The organism is Janibacter hoylei PVAS-1, from assembly GCF_004025845.1.
Classification (GTDB): domain Bacteria; phylum Actinomycetota; class Actinomycetes; order Actinomycetales; family Dermatophilaceae; genus Janibacter; species Janibacter hoylei.
Window position 1 is genome coordinate 111,725 of record NZ_PIPF01000003.1, and the last position, 23,984, is coordinate 135,708.

Below are 23,984 nucleotides of genomic sequence, written 5' to 3' on the forward strand. Positions count from 1 at the left end.
GGTCAGCGGACGCTGTAGTTGGGTGCCTCGACGATCGCCTCGATGTCGTGCGGGTGGCTCTCCTTGAGGGAGGCGGAGGTGATCCGGACGAACTTCCCCTTCGCCTGCAGCTCGGGGATCGTGCCCGCGCCGACGTAGAACATCGACTGCCGCAGCCCGCCGACCATCTGGTGGGCGACCTGGGCGAGGGTGCCGCGGTAGGCGACGCGCCCCTCGATGCCCTCGGGGACGAGCTGGTCGTCGCTCGTCACCTCGGCCTGGAAGTAGCGGTCCTTGCTGAAGGACTTCTTGCCGCGGCTGCTCATGGCGCCGAGGCTGCCCATGCCGCGGTAGGCCTTGAACTGCTTGCCGCCGACGAAGATCAGCTCGCCCGGGCTCTCCTCGCAGCCGGCGAGGAGCGAGCCGACCATGACGCTGTCGGCACCGGCGACGAGCGCCTTGGCGATGTCACCCGAGTGCTGCAGGCCGCCGTCGGCGATGACCGGGACGCCGGCCGGGCGCGCGGCGAGGGAGGCGTCGTGGACCGCGGTGATCTGCGGGGCACCGACACCGGTGACGATGCGGGTCGTGCAGATCGAGCCCGGCCCGACGCCCACCTTGATCGCGTCGACGCCGGTGTCGATGAAGGCCTGCGCCCCCTCGCGGGTGGCGACGTTGCCGCCGATGATCTGGACGTGGCGGGTCGCCGGGTCCTTCTTGAGCCGCTCACACATCTCGAGCAGCAGGCGGACGTGCCCGTGCGCCGTGTCGGCGACGAGGACGTCGACGCCGGCGTCGATGAGGGTCGTCGCCCGCTCCCAGGCGTCGCCGAAGTAGCCGATGGCCGCGCCGACGAGCAGGCGGCCCTGCGCGTCCTTGCTCGCATTGGGGAACTGCTCGCTCTTGACGAAGTCCTTGACCGTGATGAGCCCGGCCAGCTTGCCCGCGTCGTCGACGATCGGCAGCCGCTCGCGCTTGTGCTGGCGCAGCAGCAGGGTCGCGTCCTCGTGGGAGATGCCGACCGGGGCGGTGATGAGGGGCATCGGGGTCATGACGTCGCGCACGAGTGTCGTGGACCACTCGGCCACGGGCGTGAAGCGCAGGTCGCGGTTGGTGATGATGCCGATGAGCACGTTGTCACCGTCGACGACGGGCAGACCCGAGACGCGGTACTCGCCGCACCGCTGGTCGAGGTCGTCGAGGGTGGCCTCGGGGCCAATGACGACGGGGTTGGTGATCATGCCGGTCTGGGTCCGCTTGACGAGGTCGACCTGGTAGGCCTGGTCCTCGATGGAGAGGTTGCGGTGGAGCACCCCGATGCCACCCTGGCGCGCCATGGCGATGGCCATCCGCGACTCGGTCACGGTGTCCATGGCCGCCGAGATGAGGGGCGTGCGGATGGAGATCTCGCGCGTCAGGCGCGTCGTCGTGTCCAGGTCCCCGGGCGCCAACTCGCTGTAGCCGGGCAGCAGGAGGACGTCGTCGTAGGTCAGCCCCAGCTTGGCGAAGGGGTCCGGGACACCGGCCCCGGAGTCGTCACGGGTGGTCGGGTCACCGAAATCCATCTCCATATCCTAAGCCACCTCGAGGGCGTCGCTGACCTGACCATTTCCTGACCAAAGGCCGCATTTCCGGGGGGAATCCATACCCTGCAGACGACCTGCGTTGGCCTCGATCTCCTTAGGTTGTCCCTCAGGAACGCGGAGGCGACGGGGTCCCTCCACACGGCTTCTCTGGAGGGACAGACATGGGACACGACGGCACCGCACCCGGACCGGTGGCAGACCTGTGGGAGTGGCAGTTCGAGGGAGCCTGCCGCGAGACCGGCAGCGAGTCCTTCTACCACCCCGACGGCGAGCGTGGCGCCGCCCGCCGTCTGCGTGACGCCGCCGCCAAGGAGATCTGCTCCTCCTGCCCCGTCATCGCCGCCTGCCGCGCGCACGCGCTGGCCATCCGCGAGCCCTTCGGGGTCTGGGGCGGCATGACCGAGGACGAGCGTCAGGTCGTCCTCGCCGGGCGGGACATCTCCCGGGCCGGCCTCGCGGGCTGAGCGCTCCCCCTTCGCCACCTAGTCTGGTGGCGTGAGCTCTCCCGCACCGGTCCACATCCGCGACGAGTCGATCCGCCTCGGCCAGCTGCTCAAGCTGGCCGGCCTGGTGGAGGACGGCGTCATGGCCCGTGAGGTCATCGCCGCCGGTCAGGTGAGCGTCGACGGCGCCCCCGAGACCCGCCGCGGCGCCCAGATCCGCGCCGGCAGCGTCGTCGAGATGGGCGGTCAGCAGATCGAGGTCGTCACCGGCGAGGCGGAGATCGACGTCCCCTGGTGACCACGGTCCCTGCCCTTCGAGAAGCTCGCCCGCTGCGCGGACTCGCTCCTGAGGGCGCGGAGGTCGCGCAGCGACCGTCTCCACCACCCACGGCCCCTGAGGAGGTCGCGCAGCGACCGTCTCCACCACCCACGGCCCCTGCCCTTCGAGACACTCGCCCGCTGCGCGGACTCGCTCCTCAGGACCCGGAGGTCGCGCAGCGACCGTCTCGAAGGGTCAGCCCTCCGCGAGCATCCAGGTGAGCGCCTCGTCGACGTGCACGGCCGTGGTGTCGTGCAGCGGCACCGGGCAGTCGTCCTCCTCGAGCAGCAGCCCGAGCTCGGTGCCCGCGAGCACGACGCCCTCGGCGCCCCGATCGGCCATGCCCTGCATGATCCGCCGCAGTTCCTTGCGCGAGCTGTCCTTGATGATCCCGGGGACGAGCTCCTCGTAGATCATCCGGTCGACCTCCGGCCGGTCGGCCGGGTCCGGCAGGACGACGTCGATCCCGCGCCGCTCGAAGGGGGTCGTGTAGAAGTCGCCCCCCATCGTCGTCGCCGTCGCGAGCAGACCGACCCGGCGCTGGTGGGCGCCGGCCACCCGCTCGGCCGTGGCCTCGGCGATGTGGAAGAAGGGGATGTCCAGGTCCGCCGAGATGCGGTCGGCGACCGCGTGCATCGTGTTGGCGGCCAGGAGGATGCCCTCGGCGCCACCGGCGCGCAGGCTCCGGGCGGCCTCGACGAGGATGTCGGCCATCGCGTCCCAGTCGCCGGACTCGTCTGCGTCGTCGACGGCCTGGAAGTCGACGCTGTGGATGAGCACCCGGGCGCTGTGCAGGCCCCCGAGCCGGGCCTCGACCCCTTCGTTGAGACGGCGGTAGTACTCCGCCGTCGCCGACCAGCCCATTCCACCGAGGACACCCAGGAGACGCATGCCCACACCCTAGCCAGCGGCCCTGCGCCCGTGGGGCCTTGGTTCCGCATGGCGGGCGCGTGCGAGGTCGCATCGGGGGCGGGCATACCCTGCCGACGTGAAGGTTCTGCTGCTGGAAAACATCCACGAGGCCGCCCGTGAGGCGCTCACCGACGCCGGCTTCGAGGTCGAGACCCGCTCCGGTGCGCTCGACGAGACCGAGCTGATCGCCGCGCTCGAGGGTGTCGACATGGTCGGTATCCGCTCCAAGACCAAGGTCACCCGGGCGGTCATCGAGGCCCGGCCCGAGCTCAAGGCCATCGGCGCCTTCTGCATCGGCACCAACCAGATCGACCTCGACGCCGCCGCCCAGGCCGGCACGGTCGTCTTCAACGCCCCCTTTTCCAACACCCGCAGCGTCGTGGAGCTCGCGCTCGGCGAGATCATCTCGCTGGCCCGCCGCCTGACGGACAAGAACGCCGCGCTCCACGCAGGCGTCTGGGACAAGTCGGCGAAGGGCGCGCACGAGGTCCGCGGACGCACCCTCGGCATCATCGGCTACGGCAACATCGGCGCCCAGCTGTCGGTCGTCGCCGAGGCCTTCGGCATGCACGTGTCCTTCTACGACCTCGAGGACAAGCTCCCGCTCGGCAATGCCAAGAAGTGCGAGACCCTCGACGAGTTGCTCGAGACCTGCGAGACGATCACCCTCCACGTCGACGGCCGCGCGGGCAATGCGGGCAACTTCGGCGCCGAGCAGTTTGCCAAGATGCGCCCGCGCAGCCTCTTCCTCAACCTCTCGCGCGGCTTCGTCGTCGACCTCGAGGCGCTGCGCGACAACCTCCTGTCGGGGCACATCGCCGGCGCGGCCGTCGACGTCTTCCCGAGCGAGCCCAAGAAGGCGGGCGACCCCTTCCACAACTGCCTGCAGGGCATCCCCAACGTCATCCTCACCCCCCACGTCGGCGGGTCCACCGAGGAGGCCCAGCTCGACATCGGGCGCTACGTCTCCGGCAAGCTGCGCGACTGGGCGAGCACCGGTGCGACAACCATGTCGGTCAACGTCCCGGCGGTCGCGGCACCGGTCGCCGACGGCGGCACCCGCATCCTCCACCTGCACAAGAACGTCCCCGGTGTCCTCGCCCGGGTCAACACGATCCTCTCCGAGGGCGACGTCAACATCGACAGCCAGCAGCTGAGCACCAAGGGCGAGTACGGCTACGCCGTCACCGACCTGGCGAGCGGCCTGCCCGCCGACACCGAGCAGCGCCTGCGCGACCTGCCCGAGACCGTCGAGGTCCGCGTCATCGTCACGGCCTGACACTCCCTTCGCGCGAACGGGGTCACTCCCGGTCGCGGATCCGTCGAGCACCGGTGGCGCTCGGCAGCGCACGGCCCCCGACCCACGCCGCGAGGCCGACCGCGGCCAGCAGAGCCACCCAGATCCCGGCGAGCCGAGCCCACTCGACCCGGCCCAGGAGTGAGGCATTGCCGGTGAGCGTCACCGAGAGCACCGGGACAGCCGCGCCGAGGAGCAGCGCCACCGTCGTCACAACGGCGGCTGGGGTGGCCGTCTCGACGACCAGTGCCGTGCGGATGACGCGACGTGGGACCCCCAGGGCCACCTGCCTGGCCAGGTCGGCGCCTCGCAGCGAGACCTGCTCGGCGACGGCGACGAGCAGACCGATCGCGGCGAGCCCGCCGGCCACCACGGCCAGCACCTGCGCGGCGACGACCGGCAGCGAGTAGTAGAGCAGGTCGAGCGTAGGCACGCTGTAGACGATGGACCCGCCATCGGTCCGCTGCGCCATGTACTCGGACTCGATGACACCCTGCAGCGGGACGGCCAGACCGGCGACGAAGCCGACGAGGACGAGGGAGACCGCTGACCGGGAGGCCAGACCCGGCTGCGCCTGCATCCGGCGCCCCGCGAGGAGACCCACGGCCCCACCCCGACGGACCAGGACCCGGCCCACCCGGGCCGCCGTACCGGAGGCGAGCACGACGAGGGTGCACAGCCCCAGGACGAAGGTCGCGAGCACGAAGGGGACGAAGAGCCACCCCATCACCTCGCCCTGCCAGCTGTCGCCGGCCACGGGGACGAAGATCATCGCCAGCACGCAGGCCCCGGCCACCACGGCGCTGCCGAGGTAGATCGCGGCGAGCCGCGGACTCATCGGGCGCCCGTCCGGGGGCGGGGCCGACGCGAGCACCGGCGCCCGTCGGACCACACGCGGCACGAGCAGCGAGGCGAGGCACGGGATGGCGGCTGCTGCCGCCACGAGCACGAGCGGGTGCGGCCAGACGTCGAGCCCGAGCACGGGCACGGTGCCGGCCAGCTCGCCGCTCCCTCGCACCTCGTCCTCGCGATCTGCGTACTGGACCTGCAGCACGTGCGGCGCGACGCGCAGGGCTGCGACGTAGGTGACGAGACCCGGCGCGGCACCGAGGGAGCACCAGACCAGCGCCTCCGTGCGCACGACCCGCCGCACGTCGGCGAGGGTCGCGCCAGCAGCCCTCAGGGCCATGAGCCGCCGGTCGCGCGCGGGCGCCCCGACCTGCACGGCCTGGACCGCCAGGTGGGCCACGGGCAGCGCCATGACGAGGAGGGCGACCAGCACCCCAACCGAGACGTCGCGGTCCACGAGCAGCAGGCCGAGCACCGAGGAGTTGCCGACGCCCTCACCCCACTGCGACGGCACGGTGGCGGCCGCGGCCGCGAGCACCGCCCCCAGTGCGGAGCAGACGAGCATCAGGCCACGGCGCAACCGGTCTGCGGGGCCTCCCTTCGCCCCGAGCCGGGCCGCCTCCGACCACGCGAGGCTCATCGGACCGGCGCCGTGTCGTCGACGTCGAGCCGGCCGTCGCGCAGGATGACCTCGCGGTCGGCGTAGGCCGCGATGCGGGCGTCGTGGGTGACGAGGACGACCGTCAGCCCCTCCTCGGCGGCGACGTCGGTGATGAGCTCCATGACAGACTCGCCGGCGCGCGAGTCGAGCGCCCCGGTGGGCTCGTCGGCGAAGAGCACCCCCGGGTTGGTCACGAGCGCTCGCGCGAGGGCGGCCCTCTGGGCCTGCCCGCCACTCACCTGCGTCGGCAGGTCATCGGCCAGGTCCCCGATGCCGACCCGGGCCAGCCAGGCCCCGGCCGTCTCGAGCGCCTCGCCCCGCCGGCGCCCCTCCAGCAGCAGCGGCAGGGCGACGTTGTCGGCCAGGGTCAGCTCGTCGAGCAGCTGCCCGAACTGGAAGAGCACGCCGACCTGCGTGCGGCGCAGTCGCGAGCGCTCGTCCTCCGACATCGAGGTGACCGCACGGTCACCGACCCTCACCTCCCCTTCGTCCGGCCGGATGACCCCGGAGAGGGCGTGCAGGAGCGTCGACTTGCCGGAGCCGCTCGGCCCGGTGACCGCGACGAGCTCTCCCTCCGCGACCGACAGGTCGACGCCGCGCAGCGCCGGCCGACGCCCGTAGTCGTGCACGACGCCTGTCGCGTCGACGGGTAGCGCGTGGCCCTCGTGCGGTGTCGTCATCCCTGCTCCCCTTCGAGGTCGTGGACGCGCTCGAGCGCGTCCTCCATCCACCGGACGTCGGCGTCGAGGTGGCTCAGTGCGTAGTCGGCGGCGAGGACCCGGTGCAGGTCCCCCTTCGCCTCCCGCTTGTCGCGGGTCAGCGAGCGCATGCGCTCGAGGTGGGCCGCGCGCTGGCGGCGCAGGTAGGTCGCGGCGGCGTCGGGTCCACCCACGAGCAGGGCGACCGCGACCTTGGTGGCGAGCGGGTTGGCGACGTGCTCGCCGGGACCGTCCGGGGCTCCTGCCCAGGCGTCCACCTCCGCGCGGCCGGCGTCGGTGAGCTCGTAGACGAGCCGCTCCGGGCCGCTCCCCTGCTCCGTCGTCGCCTCGGCCACGAGCCCCTTGCCGGCGAGCCGCCCCAGCGCCGCGTACACCTGCCCGAAGGCCATCGGTCGCGCCGCCGGGAGCAGCTCGTCGTGGTGACGCTTCAGGTCGTACCCGTGCTGCGGCCCCCTGCTCAGCAGCCCCATGAGCACGTGTCCGGTCGTCACGAGGGCCACTATTCACTATGTGAATAGTGGCGTCAAGGTCCCTTCGAGCAGTCAGGCCACGCCCGGTCCGACACATCAGGTGGGCGTGTCGTGCGGCATACCGACGCGTACCGAGCACGACACGCCCACCGGACTCCCCCCTCCGAGACGGGCGACCTCTCAGAGCACCGGCGGACGACGAAGGGGGCGGCGCACCGGATCGGTGCGCCGCCCCCTTCGTGGGGTCGGACGTCAGTGCGAGTGGCCGTGGCCCTCGTCCTCGTCTTCCTTCTTGTCCACGACGAGCGTGTCGGTGGTCAGGACCATCGACGCGATCGAGGCGGCGTTGACGAGCGCGGAGCGGGTGACCTTGACCGGGTCGATGACGCCCTGGCCGATGAGGTCGCCGTACTCGCCGGTCGCGGCGTTGAGGCCCTGACCGGGGGTCAGCTCCTGCACCTTGGCGACGGCGACGTAGCCCTCGAGACCGGCGTTCTCGGCGATCCAGCGCAGCGGCTCGACGCCGGCGGTCCGCACGATGTTGGCGCCGACCTGCTCGTCACCCTCGAGGCCGAGGCTCTCGACGACGGAGACCGCGTGGGCGAGCGAGGAGCCACCGCCGGCGACGATGCCCTCCTCGATGGCCGCGCGGGTCGCGGAGATCGCGTCCTCGATGCGGTGCTTCTTCTCCTTGAGCTCGACCTCGGTGTGGGCACCGACCTGGATGACGCAGACGCCACCGGCGAGCTTCGCGAGGCGCTCCTGGAGCTTCTCGCGGTCCCAGTCGGAGTCGGTCCGCTCGATCTCGGACTTGATCTGGTTGACCCGACCGGTGACGTCGTCGGCGGCACCCTGGCCGTCGATGATCGTCGTCGCGTCCTTGGTGACGACGACACGACGGGCCTGACCGAGGTCCTCGAGACCGACCTGGTCGAGCTTGAGGCCGACCTCCTCGGCGATGACCTGACCGCCGGTGAGGATGGCGATGTCCTGGAGCATCGCCTTGCGGCGGTCGCCGAAGCCCGGGGCCTTGACGGCCGCGACGTTGAAGACGCCCTTGAGCTTGTTCACCACGAGGGTGGAGAGGGCCTCGCCCTCGATGTCCTCGGCGATGATGAGCAGCGGCTTGCCGCTCTGGACGACCTTCTCCAGCACCGGGAGGATGTCCTGGATCGTGGAGATCTTGCCCTGGTTGATCAGGACGTAGGCGTCCTCGAGGACACCCTCCATGCGCTCCGGGTCGGTGACGAAGTAGGGGCTGATGTAGCCCTTGTCGAACTGCATGCCCTCGGTGAAGTCGAGCGCGGTCTCGGCGGTCGAGGACTCCTCGACGGTGATGACGCCGTCCTTGCCGACCTTGTCGAAGGCGTCGGCGATGATCCCGCCGATGCCCTGGTCCTGGGCGGAGAGGGAGGCGACCTGGGCGATCTCCTCCTTGCCCTCGACCTCGCGGGCGATCTCGAGGAGGCGCGCGGAGACGGCCTCGACGGCCTTGTCGATGCCCCGCTTGAGGCCGGACGGAGCGGCACCGGCGGCGACATTGCGCAGGCCCTCCTTGACCATGGCCTGGGCGAGGACGGTCGCGGTCGTCGTGCCGTCACCGGCGACGTCGTTGGTCTTGGTCGCGACCTCCTTGGCGAGCTGCGCGCCGAGGTTTTCGTACGGGTCCTCGAGCTCGATCTCGCGGGCGATGGTCACGCCGTCGTTGGTGATCGTCGGGGCGCCCCACTGCTTGTCGATGACGACGTTGCGACCCTTGGGGCCGAGCGTCACCTTGACGGCATTGGCGAGCTGGTCGACGCCGCGCTGGAGGGCGTCACGGGCGGAGTCGTTGAACTCCAGTTCCTTGGCCATGTCTGTCCTTAGGTTCTTGACGAAGGGAGATGAAGCGCGACGCCCCGGCGGGCCCGGGAGAGGGCCGCACCCGGGGCGTCAGCTGTGTGTCGTGCGCAGGCTCAGGCGAGGATCGCGAGCACGTCGCGGGCGGAGAGGATGAGGTACTCCTCGCCACCGTGCTTGATCTCGGTGCCGCCGTACTTGGAGTAGATGACGCGGTCGCCGACGGAGATGTCCATCGGGACGCGCTCGTCACCGTCGTCGTTGAAACGGCCGGGGCCGACGGCGACGACCTCGCCCTCCTGCGGCTTCTCCTTGGCGGTGTCCGGGATGACGAGGCCGGAGGCGGTGGTCTGCTGCGCCTCGATGCCCTTGACGACGATCCTGTCCTCGAGCGGCTTGATGGAAACCGACACGGTGACTCCTTCTGTGGGACGAATGTGAGTTCTGGGGCGAAGCCTGGCCGGGCGCCGTCGCGGGGGTCGTCCAACCGTGGCATCTGGCACTCGCCAGTGGTGAGTGCCAAGATCAATCTAGGACGCCATTTGGCACTCGGTCAACCCGAGTGCCAGCGAGGGTGGCGGCTGCGGATCGGGCACCCACCATGGACAATGCGCCTGTGGACATCCAGACCGTGCGTTGGCTCGCCTCCCCCGAGGGGCATGCCCACCTGCACGATCTCCCCGAGTACACGGAGGCGGAGGCCGTCACGGTCACCGACCGCCTGCGCAGGGATGGACTCACCGCCGAGCAGGCCGCCGGCCTGATGACGCAGAAGCGCCTCCAGGGCCGGGCCCGCGACAAGTTCGGCGAGTTCGCCGATGGCATGCTCTTCACCCCCGACGGCCTCGAGCAGGCCAGCCGGCTCGAGGTCGCCGCCACCCACGCCGGCCGCTACGCCGCGGCGAGCCTCGCGACGGTCCACGACCTCGGCTGCGGCATCGGCTCGGACGCAATGGCGATGAGCGCTCTCGGCGTCACCGTCCACGGCGTCGACGCCGACCCGCTCACTGCCGCCATTGCCGACGTCAACCTGCGGCCGTGGCCCGACAGCCGGGCGCGCACGGGCGTGGCCGAGGACTTCGAGGCGCCGCTGGACCCCCTTCGCTCCCGCGCCGGCGTGTGGCTCGACCCCGCCCGCCGCACCCCGGGCGTGGCCGACCGCTCCGGGCGCACCCGACGGGTCTTCCGGCTCGACGAGATCTCACCGTCGTGGGACTTCGTGCTCTCCGTCGCCCGCGACGTGCCCGCGACCGGGGCCAAGCTCTCCCCGTCGCTCCCCCACGACATCCCACCGCTCGGCACCGAGGCCCAGTGGACCTCGTGGCAGGGCACCGTCCTCGAGTGCACCGTCTGGTGGGGGCCGCTCGTCAAGGAGGCCGGCCGGTCCGCCCGCGTCCTGCGCAAGGGGGCCCCGCCCGTCGAGGTCGACCAGCGCACCTGCGAGGAGGACCCCGGCGTCGCGCACTCCCTCGACGACACGGGCACCTGGCTCTACGAGGCCGACCGTGCGGTCACGCGGGCCGGGCTCATCGGCACCGTCACCGGCGCGGTCTCGGGCATCGAGCTCGAGACCGGCCTGGGTTACGTCACGAGCGATCAGGCGCTCGACCTCGGCCACGCCCGCCGCTACGAGGTCCTCGAGGCGATGCCCTTCACCGTCAAGGGCCTGCGCGCCTGGCTGCGCGAGCGCGGCATCACCGGGCTGACGGTCAAGAAGCGCGGGATCCGGCTCGACGAGGACCAGCTGCGCAAGCAGCTGAAGATCGGCCGCGGCGCAGGGTCCGGCGAGAGCGCGACCATCGTGCTCACGCGCGTCGGCGGCGACCAAGTTGTCCTCGTCGTGCGCCCGGCTGCTCTCGCCGACGGCTAAGTCTGCCGCCCCGCGTCAGTGGCGTCGGCTCGGCCGCATCACGCTCCACCGCAGGGCGAGCAGCAGACCCAGACCGGCCGCACCGGCGAGGACCACGAGTGCGCCGCCTGACGCGGAGTCCATCGGCCCACCGTCGGTCTGGACGACGTCAGGTGTCTCCGGGCCACCGGAGACGGTCGCCGTCGGCCCCCCGGTCGTCGTCGAGGTCGGCTGGCTCGTGGTCGCCGTCGGGTCGCTCGTCGTCGTCGACGTCGGGGTGGAGCTGGTCGAGGTGGAGGTGGTGCTCGTCGACGTGCTGCTCGACGATGTCGTCGAGGTGGAGGTCGAGGTCGTCGAGGTGGCGGTCGTCGGGCTCGCTGCCGTGACGGTGACCGGGGCGGTGTCCTCGGCGGCGACGACGGTCACGCCCTCGCCCGTCGCACTGGCCGTGTTGGTGTACGTCCCTGCGACGTCGGAGACGGTGGCCCGGAAGCTCAACGACACCGAGCCCGGGGTGTCGCCCGTCGCCGCAGGTACCTCGATGTCATCCGTCCACGTCAGGTCGGTGGTGCCCGTCGGGTCGTTCGTCGTCGCGCCGGTCGTCGAGCCCGGCACGTAGGTGAACCCGGCGGGCAGCGAGTCAGTCACCGAGCTCACGACCTGGCTCGTCGCCCCGGGATTGGAGACCCGGATCGTGTAGGTGACCTCGGAGCCGGCCGACACCTCGGACTGGTCAACCGTCTTGCTCACGGTGAGCGGAGTCGTGCCGACGGGTGAGAAGAAGGTCAGGCTCGACAGCGTCACGGTGGCGCCCTGGCTGATCTCCCGAGTCCACGAGATCGCGATGCCGTTGTCGATCCGCTCGTCGCAGCGACAGGTGTTGGGCAGCATCTCGCCTCTGCCGATCGCCTCCCACACCTGGTTGTACCCGGCCTCGATGTAGGCGGCACCGCTGCTCAGTGGCCGCATGCCCTCGACCCGCTCGGGGTTGACGGAGTCAGGCTGCGCCTTGCAGACCGGGGAGTTGCCGTCGAGGACCTGCCCGAGCCCGAAGTCGCTGTCCTGGAGGTAGCAGTCGCCACCGCGGAAGACCACGGCATCACCGGTGGTCGCACCGCCGGTGATGCGGATGTCCGTCCGGTAGGCGGTCGCCCCGGCGACGTAGGTGTCGACCTGCGTTAGCGTCGCCCCGGTGTCACCCAGACCGACCGTCGTGGTGACGGTGTAGGGACTGGCACTCGTTCCGGCCCCGGTCGGCCCGCTCTGCGAGACCGCGGTGAAGGGCTCGTAGTTGTCGACCAGGGTGGCATCGCCACCCGCCGGGACCCTCTCGGGGCCGAAGAGCCGGTCGTCGAAGGCGACGAAGGTGCCGCAGGCGATGTCGTCGTACCACTCACCCATCACGTCGCCCTCGTAGCGCACGTCGCAGTTGAGCACCGGCGAGATGTCGATCGAGGTGAGCGGTCCCCCCGACTCGATCTCTGCGGCGGACGACGACGGCGCACCGGCCACGGCACCGAACATGGTCAGGACGGCGGCAAAGAACCACCGGGACATCGACGTACGTACACGCATCGCGCCTCCACAGACGTGTGTCGTGGGACACGGTAGCGGCAACGGCGCGCCGCGTACAGGGGTCTGCGCGCCCGAGCCCGGGGCCCCCCTTCGCCCTCGCAGGTAGCGTGCATGCCATGTCGACCCGAGCCCGTCACCTGACCCGCGCCGCCGCAGGCCTCGCCGTCCTCGCCCTCGTCGGGTGCGGCGGCGGGACCGGAGAGGACCCGACCGGCTCGACGTCGTCTCCGGCGAGCTCCGGGTCGAGCACGTCGACCTCGACCTCCGCGTCGTCGTCGCCGACCTCCTCGAGCACCTCCTCACGGTCCTCGAGCTCGGCCTCCGCGACCGCGGACGGCCCGAAGGCCAGCGCCTGCGTCTCGCGGGTACGCGACGCCATGACGCCCACCCAGCAGGCCGGCCAGCTGATCATGGCCGCCATGCAGCCGGGCCCGGCGACCAGCCTCGACCAGGTCATCGGGGCGCAGGGCCTGGGCTCGATGCTCTACCTCGGCGGCTGGCAGGACCGCTCCACCGCGGCTGCCGCCAGTCAGCACCTGCAGGAGGTCGCCCCGACCGTCGACGGCACCAAGGTCGGCATGCTCGTCGCGGCCGACCAAGAGGGTGGCGAGGTCCAGCAGCTCACCGGCACGGGCTTCACCCCGATGCCCTCCGGCCTCGAGCAGGCCCAGGACGCCGACCTGCGGGCCTCGGCCCAGGCGTGGGGCAGCGAGCTCAAGCAGGCGGGTGTCAACGTCAACCTCGCCCCCGTCGCCGACACCGTCCCGGCGGACATCGGACGGGCCAACGAGCCGATCGGCAAGTGGGACCGGCAGTACGGCTCGACCCCGGTGGCCGCCGGCAAGGGCTCGCTCGCCTTCGCCCGCGGCATGCAGGACGCCGGCGTGGAGCCGACGGTCAAGCACTTCCCGGGCATCGGTCGGATCACCGGCAACACCGACCTGCAGGCCACCGGCATCACCGACTCCACGGCGACGACGAAGGACCCCTACCTCGCCCCCTTCGCCGAAACCATCGAGGGCGGGACCAAGATCGTCATGGTCGGCTCCGCCAGGTACTCGAAGATCGACGGCGAGACGCCCGCCCTGTTTTCGCAGAAGATCGTCACCGGCATGCTCCGCGAGGACATGGACTTCGACGGCGTCGTCATCACCGACGACGTCGGTGCGGCCAAGGCGGTCGCCGCGACCCCGGTGCCGGAGCGGGCGACGAAGTTCGTCGCTGCCGGTGGCGACATCGTGCTGACCGCCGACCCGAGCCAGGTCCCGACGATGGTCTCCGCGATCGAGACCAAGGCGAAGGGCGACACGGCCTTCGGCAAGCAGGTCACGGCCTCGGTGACCCGGGTGCTGACTCTCAAGGAGGACATGGGCCTGCTGCGCTGCGGCTGAGCCCACCTGCGCATTTTCCTAGGGAAATACGGCCCCACCTACGCATTTCCCTAGGGAAATACGGCCCCACCTACGCATCTCCCTAGGGAAATACACAGGCGAAGGGGGTCAGTGGGCGTGGTCGTGGTCGACGTGCACCGGCAGGCCGGTGCGCACGTCGGTCACCGGCAGCGAGCTGTCGGCCGGCAGCGAGACATCGCTCGCCGGGCGCCCCTTGAGCATCATCTGCGCGCCGAGGCTCGCCACCATGGCGCCGTTGTCGGTGCACAGGCCGGGCCGCGGGACGCGCAGCTGGATGCCTGCGTCGTCGCAGCGCTGCTGTGCCATGGCCCGCAACCGCGAGTTGGCCGCCACCCCACCACCGACCTGCAGGGCAGCGACGTCGTGCTCGGTGCACGCGAGCACCGCCTTGCGGGTGAGCACGTCGACGACCGCCTCCTGGAAGGACGCGGCGACGTCGGCCACCGGCACCTCCCGACCAGCGGCGCGCTCGGCCTCGATCCACCGGGTGACGGCGGTCTTGAGCCCGGAGAAGGAGAAGTCGAAGCGGTGGCGCTCCATGTCCTTGCGATTGGACAGCCCCCGGGGGAAGTCGATGGCGATCTGCCCGTCGCTCGCCGCCCGGTCGATGTGCGGGCCCCCGGGGAAGGGCAGCCCGAGCACCCGGGCCACCTTGTCGAAGGCTTCCCCCGCCGCGTCGTCGATCGTCGACCCGAGGCTGCGGATGTCGTGCGTGACGTCGGGGACGAGCAGCAGCGACGAGTGCCCACCGCTGACGAGCATCGCCATCGTCGGCTCGGGCAGCGGGCCGTGCTCGACGATGTCGACGGCGACGTGGCTCGCGAGGTGGTTGACCCCGTAGATCGGCAGGCCGAGAGCGACGGCCAAGGCCTTGGCCGAGGCGACGCCGACCATGAGCGGACCGGCGAGCCCCGGGCCAGCGGTCACGGCGATGCCGTCGAGGTCGGTCAGGGCCACGCCGGCCTCACGGCAGGCCCGCTCGATGGTCGGGACCATCGCCTCGAGGTGCGCCCGGGAGGCGACCTCGGGCACGACGCCTCCGAAGCGGGCATGCTCCTCGACGCTCGAGGCGACGGCGTCGACGAGCAGCTCGGTGCCGTGGACGATGCCGACGCCGGTCTCGTCGCACGAGGTCTCGATGCCGAGGACGAGTGGTGCATCCGTCATGCCTGCGTCTCCTGCGTCAGGTCGAGGGCGAGGACGAGCGCGTCGACCCCACCCGGGTAGTAGCCGCGTCGGGACTGCAGCAGCCCGAACCCGGCGGAGTCGTAGAGCCCGCGCGCCGCGACGTTGTCGGCCCGGACCTCGAGCACGAGCCGCTCGGCCCCGGCGGCCCGGGCCCGGTCGACGAGCTCGGCGAGCAGCCGGCGGCCCAGGCCGGTGCCGCGCGCCCGGGGCAGCGTCGCGATGGTCATGACGTCGCTGGTGTCACCCGCGTGGTCGAGCCCGCCGTAGCCGGCGATGCCGTCGGCGTCCTCCGCAACGACGTACTCGCGCCGCGGCCGTCCGGCGAGCTCGCCCCACCACGAGGCGAGGCTCCAGGCCTCGGCCCCGAAGAGCTCCCGCTCGTGGTCGGCGAGCACCGCGAGGTCCTGCCACCGCGCCTCCCGCAGGCGAAGGGGGGTCACCGTCGCCGTCGTCACCGGGTCCCCCCGGCCGCGCCGGCTCCGCCGGCAGCAGCGGGCGCCACGGCATCGGGTCGGCGCAGGTAGAGCGGCTCGACGGGCATGTCCGCGCCGGCGGCGATGCGAGTGGCGGCGAGGGCCGCGAGCGCACCGGCGTCGACGTCGAGCAGGTCGACCCCCGGCAGGGTCAGGGCCGCGGGGAGCAGCTCGGGGTAGACCACGGGCCCACGGCCGATGGTCGGCAGGGCGCGCACGGGCTCGGGCAGGTCGGCCGGCTTGGTGACGGCGGGCCCCTCCTGGAGGACGACCTCCCCTGCGGTGCAGTCGTAGCGGGCCCAGTACACCTCCTTGCGACGGGCATCGGTGGCGACGAGCAGCTCGCCCTCGTGCCCGTGGGCGGCGGCGGCTGCCGCGAGCGCGTCGAGGGAGCAGACGCCGTGGACGGTGATGCCACGGGCGTGGGCGAAGGTCTGCGCGGTGACGAGACCGACGCGCAGCCCGGTGAAGGGCCCCGGCCCGGTGCCGACGGCGACGTGCGTGACCTCGGTGACGTCGGTGCCGGCCGCGGCGAGGGCGTCGACGATCATCGGCGCGAACAGCTCGGTGTGGCGTCGCGCGTCGACGGTGGTGCGGGTGGCGAGCACCTGCTCGCCGTCGTGGACGGCGACGGTGATCGCGGAGGTGGCGGTGTCCAGTGCGAGCAGCCTCATCGGTCGCTCCCTTCGTCACGCAGGTGGGCCTCGACGTCGACACCGGCCCAGCGGTCCCCGACGCCGACGACCTCGAGGGTGCGGGCCTCGGTGGCGGGGTCGGCGGTCAGGGTGATCTCGAGTCGGTCGTCGGCCAGGCCCTCGACGAGCCCTGCCCCCCACTCGACGACGGTCACCGCCTCGTCGAGCTCGGAGTCGAGGTCGAGGTCGTCGAGCTCGGCGGCCCCGCCGAGCCGGTAGGCGTCGACGTGCACGAGCTCGGGCCCCCCGACGAGCGAGGGGTGGACCCGGGCGATGACGAAGGTCGGTGAGGTCACCGCTCCCCGGACCCCGAGGCCCGCGCCGAGACCACGGGTGAGCGTGGTCTTGCCCGCGCCGAGGCCTCCGGTGAGCAAGACGAGGTCACCGGCGCGCAGCAGCGTCGCCAGGCGCCGCCCGAGGGCCGTCGTAGCGTCGGTGTCCGGCAGGAGCAGGCTCATGCGGTCTGCCCCGTGACCGCCTCGCCGGCCCGCTCCGCGTCCTCCTGGGGGTCGATGCCGCGCGGCCGCTCGAGCAGCCCGAGGATCGCGTCGGTGACCGCCGCGGGACGCTCGAGCTGGAGCAGGTGACCGACACCGGGGATGACGACGTGCTCGGCGGCGGGCAGGGCCTCGGCGAGCCGCTCGCTGTGCGCGGGCGGGGTGAGCACGTCCTTGGAGCCGGCGACGATGAGCACGGGGGTCTCGACGAGCCCCGCCAGGGCCTCGCGCACGTCGAGCTCGTCGAGCTCCGGCAGGAAGGCCCCGATCGTGTCCAGGCGCGTCCCGAAGACCATGGTGGCGACATTGCGCAGCATCTCGCGCGGCATCGCCCCGCCGAAGGCATAGCGCTGCACGGTGCGGTCCTCGACCGCGCGGCCGGCGGCCCGCAGGACCCCCCAGACGCCCTCGCGCGCACCGAGCCCGCCGAGGAAGCCGGGCCCGAGGCGGGCGATGATCCGGTCGAAGGTCCGCCCCAGCCCGAGCTGGACCAGACTGCCCCCGCCGGCACTCGTCGCGATGAGCGCCGCTCCGCTCACCCGGGCTCGGGTGAAGTCGGGGTAACGACCGGCGAAGCTCATGATCGTCATGCCGCCCATCGAGTGCCCGACGAGGACGAGCTCGCCCTCGTTCGTCGTCGCGTCGATGACTGCGCGCAGGTCCCTGCCGAGCTGGTCGATGGTGCAGTGCTCGAGGTCGCCGACCTCGGAGACACCGTGGTTGCGCTGGTCGTAGCTGACGACGCGATAGCCCTCGGCGACGAGCGCGCGCCGCTGGTGGACCCACGAGCTGAGGTTGAGCACGAACCCGTGGATGAGCACGACGGTGGGTCCCGCGGCGGGCGTCCACCCCTCCGGCTCGTCGATCTCGACGTGCAGCACCAGTCCGTCGCTCGCCGGCACCGCGAGCACCTTGTCCGCGACGAAGGGGAAGACGTGCACCCGGTCGTGGGCGGTCACGGCGTGGGCGCGCGAGCGCCGCACCGCCGATCGGCCGGCCCACCCGGCGCCGGCGATGACGACGCCCCCGGCCGCGGCGGCGGCCAGCCCGAGGCCGGTGGCGGCTGCTGCGCCGAGGCCCTTGTCGCCGGTCGTGCCGCCGTCAGTGTGCTGCGGGTCCATCACGCGCCCTCCAGGTAGCGGCGCGGGACACGGGGTCCGAGCCGGGTGACGATCTCGTAGTTGATGGTGTCGATGGCCGCCGCCCAGTCCTGCGCGGTCGGCTCGCCGTCGGCCTCGCGGCCGATGAGCACGACCTCGTCGCCGGCCTGCGCCGTGCTCTCGGGTCCGAGATCGAGGACGACCTGATCCATGCACACCCGACCGGCGACCGTGTACCGCTGCCCACCGACCTGCATCGGCCCGACGCCGGAGGCGTGCCGCGGTATGCCGTCGGCGTACCCCAGGGGGACGAGGCCGAGGCGGGTGTCCCCCGTCGTCGTGTAGAGGTGGGCATAGGAGACGCCCTGGTCGGCGGGGCAGTCCTTGACGTTGATGAGCCGGGCCACGACGCGCATGGCCTCGCGCAGGCCGAAGTGGGTCGGGCCGCCGATGTGCGGCACCGGGCTCAGCCCGTAGAGCGCGACGCCCGGGCGCACCATGTCGAAGTGCGACGACGGGTTGGTCAGCGTCGCCGCGGAGTTGGCCAGGTGGCGGATGCGTGGTCGCAGCCCCGCCCGCTCGGCGTCGGCGAGGATCGCGACGAAGGTCTCCTGCTGCGCCCGCACCGTCGGGTGGTCCGGCGCGTCGGCGTAGGCGAAGTGGCTGAAGATGCCCTCGACGTCGAGCACGCCCTCGGCCTCGAGCCGGGCGGACTCGACGAGCATGCCGGCGAGGTCGTCGCGCCAGGCACCGCCACGACCCAGGCCGGTGTCGACCTTGAGGTGCACGCGGGCGGTGCGGTCCGTCGCGCGGGCTGCGGCCGCGATCTCGGCGAGCGCCCACGGGGCGCCGGCCGAGAGGGTGAGGTCGGCGCGTACGGCGGCGGCGAGGTCGGCGCCGGGCGGGAAGAGCCAGGTGAGGATCGGCGCCGTGACCCCCGCGGCCCGGGCGGCGAGCGCCTCGCCGAGCTGGGCGATCGCAAGGTGCGTGGCGCCGCCGGCGAGCGCGGCCTCGGCGACCGGGACGAGGCCGTGGCCGTAGGCGTCACCCTTGACGACCGCCATGACGGCGGCATCGCCCGCGAGCTCGTCGAGGCGGGCCACGTTGTCGCGGATCGCACCGAGGTCGATGTCCGCCCACGCCGAGAGGCCGACCGTGGACGCATCGCTCGGCAGGACCGAGGGGGTCGCGACGGACGGGAGGGCGGTGTGCGGGGTCGAGGTGTCCATGGGCACCCAAGGAGTCTAGGACGGCGAAGGGAGGCAGACTGGCAGGCATGACCTACCGCACCGACGACTACCAGGCCGACCGCACCCGCTACGACGCCACGGACTACCGCCGGTGCGGGCGCTCGGGGCTGCTGCTGCCCCCGATCTCGCTCGGGATGTGGCACAACTTCGGGGACGCGGAGCCGCTCGCGACCCAGCGCGCCGTGCTGCGGCGCGCCTTCGACCGGGGCGTCACCCACATCGACCTGGCCAACAACTACGGCCCGCCCTACGGCGCCGCGGAGCGCAACTTCGGCACGATCTTCGCGCAGGACTTCCGCCCCTACCGCGACGAGCTGATCCTCTCGACCAAGGCGGGGTGGGACATGTGGCCCGGCCCCTACGGTCGGGGTGGCGGCTCGCGCAAGTACCTCCTCGCCTCGCTCGACCAGTCGCTGGAGCGGATGGGCGTCGACTACGTCGACATCTTCTACAGCCACCGCTTCGACCCCGACACCCCGCTCGAGGAGACGATGGGTGCGCTCGATGCCGCGGTCCGCGCCGGCAAGGCGCTCTACGTCGGCATCTCCTCCTACGGCCCCGAGCGCACCCGCGAGGCGCACGCGATCCTGCGCGAGATGGGGACTCCGCTGCTCATCCACCAGCCGTCGTACTCGATGATCAACCGCTGGATCGAAGACGAGCTGCTCGACACCCTCGACGAGCTGGGTGTCGGGACCATCGCCTTCACCCCACTCGCCCAAGGCCTGCTGACCGACAAGTACCTCCGCGGCATCCCCGAGGACTCGCGCGCCGCGCGCGAGGGCACCGGTATCGCCGACCAGCTGACCGACGACAACCTCACGCGCATCCGCGCGCTCGACGCCATCGCCCGGGAGCGGGGCCAGACCCTCGCCCAGATGTCGCTGGCCTGGGCGCTGCGCGACGAGCGGGTCACCTCGCTGCTCGTCGGCGCCCGCACCGTGGAGCAGCTCGACAACAGCCTGGACGCGCTGGAGCGGCGCGACTTCACCGACGCCGAGCTCGACCGCATCGACGACCACGCCGTCGACGGCGGGGTCAACTGGTGGGCGGAGTCGGCCGAGGGCTGACGGCTCAGGCCGTGAGCAGCCGCGCGACGGTCGCGCCGAGGGCGTGCGCGACGTCGAGCGCGCGCACGGGGCCCCCGGGGTTGGCGTCGTGCGCCGCCCGACCGTGGACGAGCGCGGCGAGCGACGCGGCCTCGGCGGGGTCGAGCCCGCCGGCGAGCAGCACCCCGGCGAGTCCGGCGAGGACGTCGCCCGACCCGGCCGTCGCCAGCCACGCCGGGGCGTCGTCCTGCACGTGTACCGGGCCGTCCGGGGCGACGACGAGCGTCGTCGCCCCCTTGAGCAGCACGGTCGCGCCGGTCAGGCCGGCGAGCATCCGCGCGTGCTCGAGCGGCGAGCCCTCGACCTCCTCGCGGGTGAGCTCGGTCGAGCGCCCGCGCAGCCGGGTGATCAGCCGCGCGCACTCCCCCGCGTGCGGCGTGAGGAGGGTGGGCGCCGCGCGCGGCCCGGTCACGAGGTCGAGGCCGCCGGCGTCGACGAGCACCGGCAGGTCGGAGGCCAGCGCCGCCCGGGCGACGTCGAGCTGCGCGCGGGCCGCGTCGTCGCTCGCCGTCGTCTCGAGACCGGGGCCGACGACCCAGGCCTGGACCCTCCCTTCGCCGACGACGGCCTCGGGGACCGCCGCGCGCACGAGAGCGGTGGGTGTCGGGGTCCCGACGTAGCGGACCATGCCGGCACCGGCGGTGACGGCCGCGGTCGTCGTGAGCATCGCTGCGCCGGTGTACTGCTCACCGCCGGCGACGACGCCGAGCACGCCGCGCGAGTACTTGTCGTCGTCGGGTCCGGGGGTCGGCCACAGCAGGGGCACGTCGTCGGGGGTGACCCGCACGACCGCAGGTGTCGCGTCGGTGAGGTCGAGCCCGATGTCGATCACCGTGAGCACCCCGCAGGCCGCCTCGGTCGGCGGCAGCAGGTGCACCGGCTTGGGCGCCCCGAAGGTCACCGTCTCGTCGGCGAAGACCGCTTCGGCGAGCGCGTCCCCGCCCTCGACGGGCTGACCGCTCGGGGTGTCGACGGAGATCACCCAGGTCCGGTCGCGGATCGCGTCAACCCACGGGCGGGCGAAGGGCGGCAGCCCCGGCCGTCCGCCGATGCCGGTGATGCCGTCGAGGACGACCTCGGCCCGGGAGATCGCGGTGAGCGCCTCGGGTCCGTCGTCGAGCAGTCGGACCCCGCGGGCGCGGGCGAGGTCGGCCGCCTCGGTCTGCACCTGCGAGGCGCTCGTGTCGACGCACACGGCCGCGGTCTCGAAGCCGCGCTTGGCCAGGCGGGCGATGGCGAAGAGGGTGTCGGCGCCGTTGTTGCCCGGCCCGACGAGGGCACACACCCGTCGGGCGCCGCGCTCGCGCATCCGCCCGGCGGCGATGCGCGCGACGCCCCGCGCCGCGCGCTGCATGAGCTCACCGCTCTCGAGCAGCTCGGGCAGGGCCGCCTCGGCGGCGCGGACGGTCTCGACGGAGTACCCGGTGATCACGCTCGCGACGGTAACGTTCCGCCCTTCGCCCGGTCGTGGCCGGTCCGACGTAGGGAGGTCAGGCCGACTCGGCGACGACCATCGCCGTGGCGATGCCCCCGTCGTGGCTCAGCGACAGGTGCATCCGGGCGACGCCGAGCAGCTCGGCACGCTCGGCGACGGCACCGCTGATGGCCAGCACCGGCTCGCCGTGCTCGCCGTTGGTCACCTCGACGCCCTGCCAGGGCAGGTCGCCGGGGGTGCGCAGCGCCTTGCCGACAGCCTCCTTCGCGGCAAACCGGGCCGCGAGGGAGTGCAGCGGCAGCCCCTGCTCGCTCGGCGTGAAGACGCGACCGCGCAGGGCCGGGGTGCGGTCGAGCCGCTCCCCCAGCCGGGCGATGTCGACGACGTCGACGCCCACCCCGACGATCATCGGGTCACTCGACGGTGACGGACTTGGCTAGGTTGCGCGGCTGGTCGACGTCCAGACCCTTGGCGGTCGACAGGTGCAGGGCGAAGATCTGCAGCGGGACGACGGTGAGCAGCGGCTGCAGCAGCGGCGAGGTGTGCGGGACGCGGATGACCTCGTCGGCGAAGGGCAGGACCTCCTCGTCGCCCTCCTGGGCGATGACGAGGGTGCGGGCACCGCGAGCGCGGATCTCCTGGATGTTGGAGACGACCTTCTTGTGCAGCTCGTTGGGCGTGTCCGGGCCCGGGACGACGATGAAGACCGGCTGGCCGGGCTCGATGAGCGCGATAGGGCCGTGCTTGAGCTCGCCCGCCGCGAAGCCCTCGGCGTGGATGTAGGCGAGCTCCTTGAGCTTGAGCGCGCCCTCCATGGCGATCGGGTAGCCGACGTTGCGACCGAGGAAGAGGACCGAGCGGGTGTCGGCCATGAAGCGGGCGATCTCCTTGACCCGGTCCATCTCGGTGAGCAGCGAGGCGATCTTGTCCGGCACCTCGTGCAGCTCGGCCATGACCGTCCGGGCGTCGTCGGCGAAGGTGCCGCCGCGCAGCTGGGCGAGGTAGAGACCGAGGACGTAGCAGGCGGTGATCTGGGCGAGGAAGGCCTTGGTCGAGGCGACGGCGATCTCCGGGCCGGCGTGCGTGTAGAGGACCGCGTCGGACTCGCGCGGGATCGTCGCCCCGTGGGTGTTGCAGACCGAGACGGTGAGCGCGCCGAGGGAGCGGGCATGGCGCACGGCCATCGCCGTGTCGGCGGTCTCGCCGGACTGGCTGATCGAGACGACCAGGGTGCGGTCGGAGACGATCGGGTCGCAGTAGCGGAACTCGTGCGCGAGGGAGACCTCGACCGGGATGCGGGTCCAGTGCTCGATGGCGTACTTGGCGACCATGCCCGCGTAGGCGGCGGTGCCGCACGCGACGATGGTGATCCGGTCGATGTCCTTGAGCTTGGCCTCGTCGATGCGCAGCTCGTCGAGGACGAGCTTGCCGTCGGCGTCGGTGCGGCCGAGGAGGGTGTCGCCGACCGCGTGGGGCTGGTCGTTGATCTCCTTCTCCATGAAGGTGTCGTAGCCGCTCTTCTCGGCAGCTGCGGCGTCCCAGGTGACCTCGTAGGGCTTGCCCTCGGCGGGCGTGCCGTCGAAGTTCATCACCGTGTGCGACGTCGGCGTGATCGTGACGATCTGGTCCTGGTCGAGCTCGACGGCCTGCTTCGTGTAGCCGATGAAGGCCGCCACGTCGGAGCCGAGGAAGTTCTCCCCTTCGCCCAGACCGACGACGAGCGGGCTGTTGCGGCGGGCCGCGACGACCGTGTCCGGGGCGTCGGCGTGCACGGCGAGGAGGGTGAAGGCGCCCTCGAGACGGTTGACGACCGAGCGCATCGCCTCGGTGAGGTCGCCCGACTCGGCGAAGGCCGCGGCGAGCAGCTGCGCGGCGACCTCGGTGTCGGTCTCCGACGTGAAGGTGACGCCCTGGGCCAGCAGCTCCTGCTTGAGCTGATGGAAGTTTTCGACGATGCCGTTGTGGACGACGGCGAGCTTGCCGTCCGCCCCACCGCGGTGGGGGTGCGCGTTTTCGTCCGTCGGGCCGCCGTGGGTGGCCCAGCGGGTGTGCCCGATCGCGGTCGCGGCGGAGGGCACCGTGTCGCCCTCGAGGGCCTCGCGGAGGTTCGCCAGCTTGCCGGCGCGCTTTTGCGTGTAGACCTCGTCACCGGCGACGAGCGCGACGCCCGCGGAGTCGTACCCGCGGTACTCGAGGCGCGCGAGGCCCTCCATGACGACGTCCAGGGGGCGGGCTCCCGTGTCGGGGCCGACGTATCCAACGATTCCGCACATGCGGGACAGGCTATCCGTCGGATCGCTCTGCGCAGAAAAGGTGGGACACAATGG

The 23,984-nt window shown here is 72.2% G+C and carries 24 protein-coding genes; 6 read left to right on the top strand and 18 right to left on the bottom strand.

Annotated elements, in window-relative coordinates:
* Positions 1–2: 2 nt before the first annotated feature.
* Positions 3–1,550 (bottom strand): IMP dehydrogenase, encoded by a 1,548-nt coding sequence (gene guaB, locus CWN80_RS03910; RefSeq protein WP_007924350.1) that lies wholly within the window; start codon positions 1,548–1,550, stop codon positions 3–5.
* 176 nt (positions 1,551–1,726) lie between these two features.
* Here guaB and CWN80_RS03915 point away from each other — a divergent pair, with 176 nt between their 5' ends.
* On the top strand, positions 1,727–2,029 hold the full coding sequence (locus CWN80_RS03915; RefSeq protein WP_007924349.1) for a WhiB family transcriptional regulator: 303 nt from the start codon (positions 1,727–1,729) through the stop codon (positions 2,027–2,029).
* A gap of 31 nt (positions 2,030–2,060) precedes the next feature.
* A complete protein-coding gene (locus tag CWN80_RS03920; protein WP_007924347.1) occupies positions 2,061–2,306 on the top strand; it encodes an RNA-binding S4 domain-containing protein in 246 nt (81 codons plus the stop codon).
* 216 nt (positions 2,307–2,522) lie between these two features.
* Here CWN80_RS03920 and CWN80_RS03925 read toward each other — a convergent pair whose 3' ends face one another.
* Positions 2,523–3,218 carry an aspartate/glutamate racemase family protein gene (locus tag CWN80_RS03925; protein WP_040880531.1) on the bottom strand — a complete coding sequence of 232 codons (696 nt, stop codon included), beginning with the start codon at positions 3,216–3,218 and terminating at the stop codon, positions 2,523–2,525.
* Between the two features lie 97 nt (positions 3,219–3,315).
* Between CWN80_RS03925 and serA the strand changes: the two genes are divergently transcribed.
* Positions 3,316–4,518, top strand: a complete 1,203-nt coding sequence (gene serA / locus CWN80_RS03930; RefSeq protein ID WP_007924345.1) for a phosphoglycerate dehydrogenase — start codon at positions 3,316–3,318, stop codon at positions 4,516–4,518.
* Positions 4,519–4,540: 22 nt separating this feature from the next.
* Here the strand turns inward: serA and CWN80_RS03935 are convergent, their stop codons facing one another.
* The 5 genes from CWN80_RS03935 to groES form a co-directional block, all read right to left on the bottom strand.
* Positions 4,541–6,025 carry a hypothetical protein gene (locus tag CWN80_RS03935; RefSeq protein WP_007924344.1) on the bottom strand — a complete coding sequence of 495 codons (1,485 nt, stop codon included), beginning with the start codon at positions 6,023–6,025 and terminating at the stop codon, positions 4,541–4,543.
* Positions 6,022–6,726, bottom strand: a complete 705-nt coding sequence (locus CWN80_RS03940; protein WP_007924343.1) for an ABC transporter ATP-binding protein — start codon at positions 6,724–6,726, stop codon at positions 6,022–6,024. The genes CWN80_RS03935 and CWN80_RS03940 overlap by 4 nt, the downstream gene beginning before the upstream one ends.
* On the bottom strand, positions 6,723–7,256 hold the full coding sequence (locus tag CWN80_RS03945; protein ID WP_128276919.1) for a PadR family transcriptional regulator: 534 nt from the start codon (positions 7,254–7,256) through the stop codon (positions 6,723–6,725). The genes CWN80_RS03940 and CWN80_RS03945 overlap by 4 nt, the downstream gene beginning before the upstream one ends.
* Positions 7,257–7,487: 231 nt before the next feature.
* A complete protein-coding gene (gene groL / locus CWN80_RS03950; RefSeq protein ID WP_007924340.1) occupies positions 7,488–9,089 on the bottom strand; it encodes a chaperonin GroEL in 1,602 nt (533 codons plus the stop codon).
* A gap of 101 nt (positions 9,090–9,190) precedes the next feature.
* A complete protein-coding gene (groES, locus tag CWN80_RS03955; RefSeq protein WP_007924339.1) occupies positions 9,191–9,487 on the bottom strand; it encodes a co-chaperone GroES in 297 nt (98 codons plus the stop codon).
* A gap of 203 nt (positions 9,488–9,690) precedes the next feature.
* On the opposite strand from groES, the gene CWN80_RS03960 reads away from it, so the two are divergent.
* Positions 9,691–10,944 carry a class I SAM-dependent methyltransferase gene (locus CWN80_RS03960; RefSeq protein WP_128276920.1) on the top strand — a complete coding sequence of 418 codons (1,254 nt, stop codon included), beginning with the start codon at positions 9,691–9,693 and terminating at the stop codon, positions 10,942–10,944.
* A 15-nt stretch (positions 10,945–10,959) separates the two neighbouring features.
* Here CWN80_RS03960 and CWN80_RS03965 read toward each other — a convergent pair whose 3' ends face one another.
* Positions 10,960–12,498: a DUF11 domain-containing protein gene (locus CWN80_RS03965; protein ID WP_083853583.1), complete on the bottom strand. Its 1,539-nt coding sequence runs from the start codon at positions 12,496–12,498 to the stop codon at positions 10,960–10,962.
* Between the two features lie 133 nt (positions 12,499–12,631).
* Positions 12,632–12,877 carry a hypothetical protein gene (locus tag CWN80_RS15745; protein ID WP_007924336.1) on the bottom strand — a complete coding sequence of 82 codons (246 nt, stop codon included), beginning with the start codon at positions 12,875–12,877 and terminating at the stop codon, positions 12,632–12,634.
* On the opposite strand from CWN80_RS15745, the gene CWN80_RS03970 reads away from it, so the two are divergent.
* Positions 12,876–13,889 carry a glycoside hydrolase family 3 N-terminal domain-containing protein gene (locus CWN80_RS03970; protein ID WP_007924335.1) on the top strand — a complete coding sequence of 338 codons (1,014 nt, stop codon included), beginning with the start codon at positions 12,876–12,878 and terminating at the stop codon, positions 13,887–13,889. The genes CWN80_RS15745 and CWN80_RS03970 overlap by 2 nt on opposite strands.
* A gap of 108 nt (positions 13,890–13,997) precedes the next feature.
* Here CWN80_RS03970 and tsaD read toward each other — a convergent pair whose 3' ends face one another.
* Genes tsaD through alr form a run of 6 tightly spaced genes read right to left on the bottom strand, consistent with a single transcriptional unit; the run spans position 13,998 to position 19,092 of the window.
* Positions 13,998–15,077: a tRNA (adenosine(37)-N6)-threonylcarbamoyltransferase complex transferase subunit TsaD gene (tsaD, locus tag CWN80_RS03975; RefSeq protein WP_007924334.1), complete on the bottom strand. Its 1,080-nt coding sequence runs from the start codon at positions 15,075–15,077 to the stop codon at positions 13,998–14,000.
* A complete protein-coding gene (rimI, locus tag CWN80_RS03980; RefSeq protein WP_238148057.1) occupies positions 15,074–15,553 on the bottom strand; it encodes a ribosomal protein S18-alanine N-acetyltransferase in 480 nt (159 codons plus the stop codon). The genes tsaD and rimI overlap by 4 nt, the downstream gene beginning before the upstream one ends.
* A complete protein-coding gene (gene tsaB, locus CWN80_RS03985; protein ID WP_128276922.1) occupies positions 15,550–16,245 on the bottom strand; it encodes a tRNA (adenosine(37)-N6)-threonylcarbamoyltransferase complex dimerization subunit type 1 TsaB in 696 nt (231 codons plus the stop codon). Before tsaB ends, rimI begins: the two co-directional genes overlap by 4 nt.
* Positions 16,242–16,724: a tRNA (adenosine(37)-N6)-threonylcarbamoyltransferase complex ATPase subunit type 1 TsaE gene (gene tsaE / locus CWN80_RS03990; protein ID WP_007924332.1), complete on the bottom strand. Its 483-nt coding sequence runs from the start codon at positions 16,722–16,724 to the stop codon at positions 16,242–16,244. Before tsaE ends, tsaB begins: the two co-directional genes overlap by 4 nt.
* Positions 16,721–17,884 carry an alpha/beta fold hydrolase gene (locus CWN80_RS03995; RefSeq protein ID WP_128276923.1) on the bottom strand — a complete coding sequence of 388 codons (1,164 nt, stop codon included), beginning with the start codon at positions 17,882–17,884 and terminating at the stop codon, positions 16,721–16,723. Before CWN80_RS03995 ends, tsaE begins: the two co-directional genes overlap by 4 nt.
* Positions 17,884–19,092 (bottom strand): alanine racemase, encoded by a 1,209-nt coding sequence (alr, locus tag CWN80_RS04000; RefSeq protein ID WP_128276959.1) that lies wholly within the window; start codon positions 19,090–19,092, stop codon positions 17,884–17,886. The genes CWN80_RS03995 and alr overlap by 1 nt, the downstream gene beginning before the upstream one ends.
* A gap of 47 nt (positions 19,093–19,139) precedes the next feature.
* Between alr and mgrA the strand changes: the two genes are divergently transcribed.
* Positions 19,140–20,183, top strand: coding sequence for an L-glyceraldehyde 3-phosphate reductase (gene mgrA / locus CWN80_RS04005; protein WP_007924312.1), 1,044 nt, complete (start codon positions 19,140–19,142; stop codon positions 20,181–20,183).
* A gap of 4 nt (positions 20,184–20,187) precedes the next feature.
* Here mgrA and CWN80_RS04010 read toward each other — a convergent pair whose 3' ends face one another.
* From CWN80_RS04010 to glmS, 3 genes are read right to left on the bottom strand one after another with little or no spacing between them, the layout of a single operon-like run.
* Positions 20,188–21,654 (bottom strand): bifunctional ADP-dependent NAD(P)H-hydrate dehydratase/NAD(P)H-hydrate epimerase, encoded by a 1,467-nt coding sequence (locus CWN80_RS04010; protein WP_128276924.1) that lies wholly within the window; start codon positions 21,652–21,654, stop codon positions 20,188–20,190.
* A 58-nt stretch (positions 21,655–21,712) separates the two neighbouring features.
* Positions 21,713–22,066 (bottom strand): holo-ACP synthase, encoded by a 354-nt coding sequence (locus CWN80_RS04015; protein WP_007923909.1) that lies wholly within the window; start codon positions 22,064–22,066, stop codon positions 21,713–21,715.
* A 4-nt stretch (positions 22,067–22,070) separates the two neighbouring features.
* Positions 22,071–23,930, bottom strand: a complete 1,860-nt coding sequence (gene glmS / locus CWN80_RS04020) for a glutamine--fructose-6-phosphate transaminase (isomerizing) (protein ID WP_040880438.1) — start codon at positions 23,928–23,930, stop codon at positions 22,071–22,073.
* Positions 23,931–23,984 lie beyond the last annotated feature (54 nt).

Bases quoted from the DNA above. Each gene is read 5' to 3' on its own strand.
- guaB (WP_007924350.1), bottom strand. From the start codon at position 1,550: ATGGAGATGGATTTCGGTGACCCGACCACCCGTGACGACTCCGGGGCC.
- CWN80_RS03915 (WP_007924349.1), top strand. From the start codon at position 1,727: ATGGGACACGACGGCACCGCACCCGGACCGGTGGCAGACCTGTGGGAG.
- CWN80_RS03925 (WP_040880531.1), bottom strand. From the start codon at position 3,218: ATGCGTCTCCTGGGTGTCCTCGGTGGAATGGGCTGGTCGGCGACGGCG.
- CWN80_RS03935 (WP_007924344.1), bottom strand. From the start codon at position 6,025: ATGAGCCTCGCGTGGTCGGAGGCGGCCCGGCTCGGGGCGAAGGGAGGC.
- CWN80_RS03940 (WP_007924343.1), bottom strand. From the start codon at position 6,726: ATGACGACACCGCACGAGGGCCACGCGCTACCCGTCGACGCGACAGGC.
- groL (WP_007924340.1), bottom strand. From the start codon at position 9,089: ATGGCCAAGGAACTGGAGTTCAACGACTCCGCCCGTGACGCCCTCCAG.
- CWN80_RS03965 (WP_083853583.1), bottom strand. From the start codon at position 12,498: ATGCGTGTACGTACGTCGATGTCCCGGTGGTTCTTTGCCGCCGTCCTG.
- CWN80_RS03970 (WP_007924335.1), top strand. From the start codon at position 12,876: ATGACGCCCACCCAGCAGGCCGGCCAGCTGATCATGGCCGCCATGCAG.
- CWN80_RS15745 (WP_007924336.1), bottom strand. From the start codon at position 12,877: ATGGCGTCGCGTACCCGCGAGACGCAGGCGCTGGCCTTCGGGCCGTCC.
- tsaD (WP_007924334.1), bottom strand. From the start codon at position 15,077: ATGACGGATGCACCACTCGTCCTCGGCATCGAGACCTCGTGCGACGAG.
- tsaB (WP_128276922.1), bottom strand. From the start codon at position 16,245: ATGAGGCTGCTCGCACTGGACACCGCCACCTCCGCGATCACCGTCGCC.
- tsaE (WP_007924332.1), bottom strand. From the start codon at position 16,724: ATGAGCCTGCTCCTGCCGGACACCGACGCTACGACGGCCCTCGGGCGG.
- CWN80_RS03995 (WP_128276923.1), bottom strand. From the start codon at position 17,884: ATGGACCCGCAGCACACTGACGGCGGCACGACCGGCGACAAGGGCCTC.
- alr (WP_128276959.1), bottom strand. From the start codon at position 19,092: ATGGACACCTCGACCCCGCACACCGCCCTCCCGTCCGTCGCGACCCCC.
- mgrA (WP_007924312.1), top strand. From the start codon at position 19,140: ATGACCTACCGCACCGACGACTACCAGGCCGACCGCACCCGCTACGAC.
- CWN80_RS04015 (WP_007923909.1), bottom strand. From the start codon at position 22,066: ATGATCGTCGGGGTGGGCGTCGACGTCGTCGACATCGCCCGGCTGGGG.
- glmS (WP_040880438.1), bottom strand. From the start codon at position 23,930: ATGTGCGGAATCGTTGGATACGTCGGCCCCGACACGGGAGCCCGCCCC.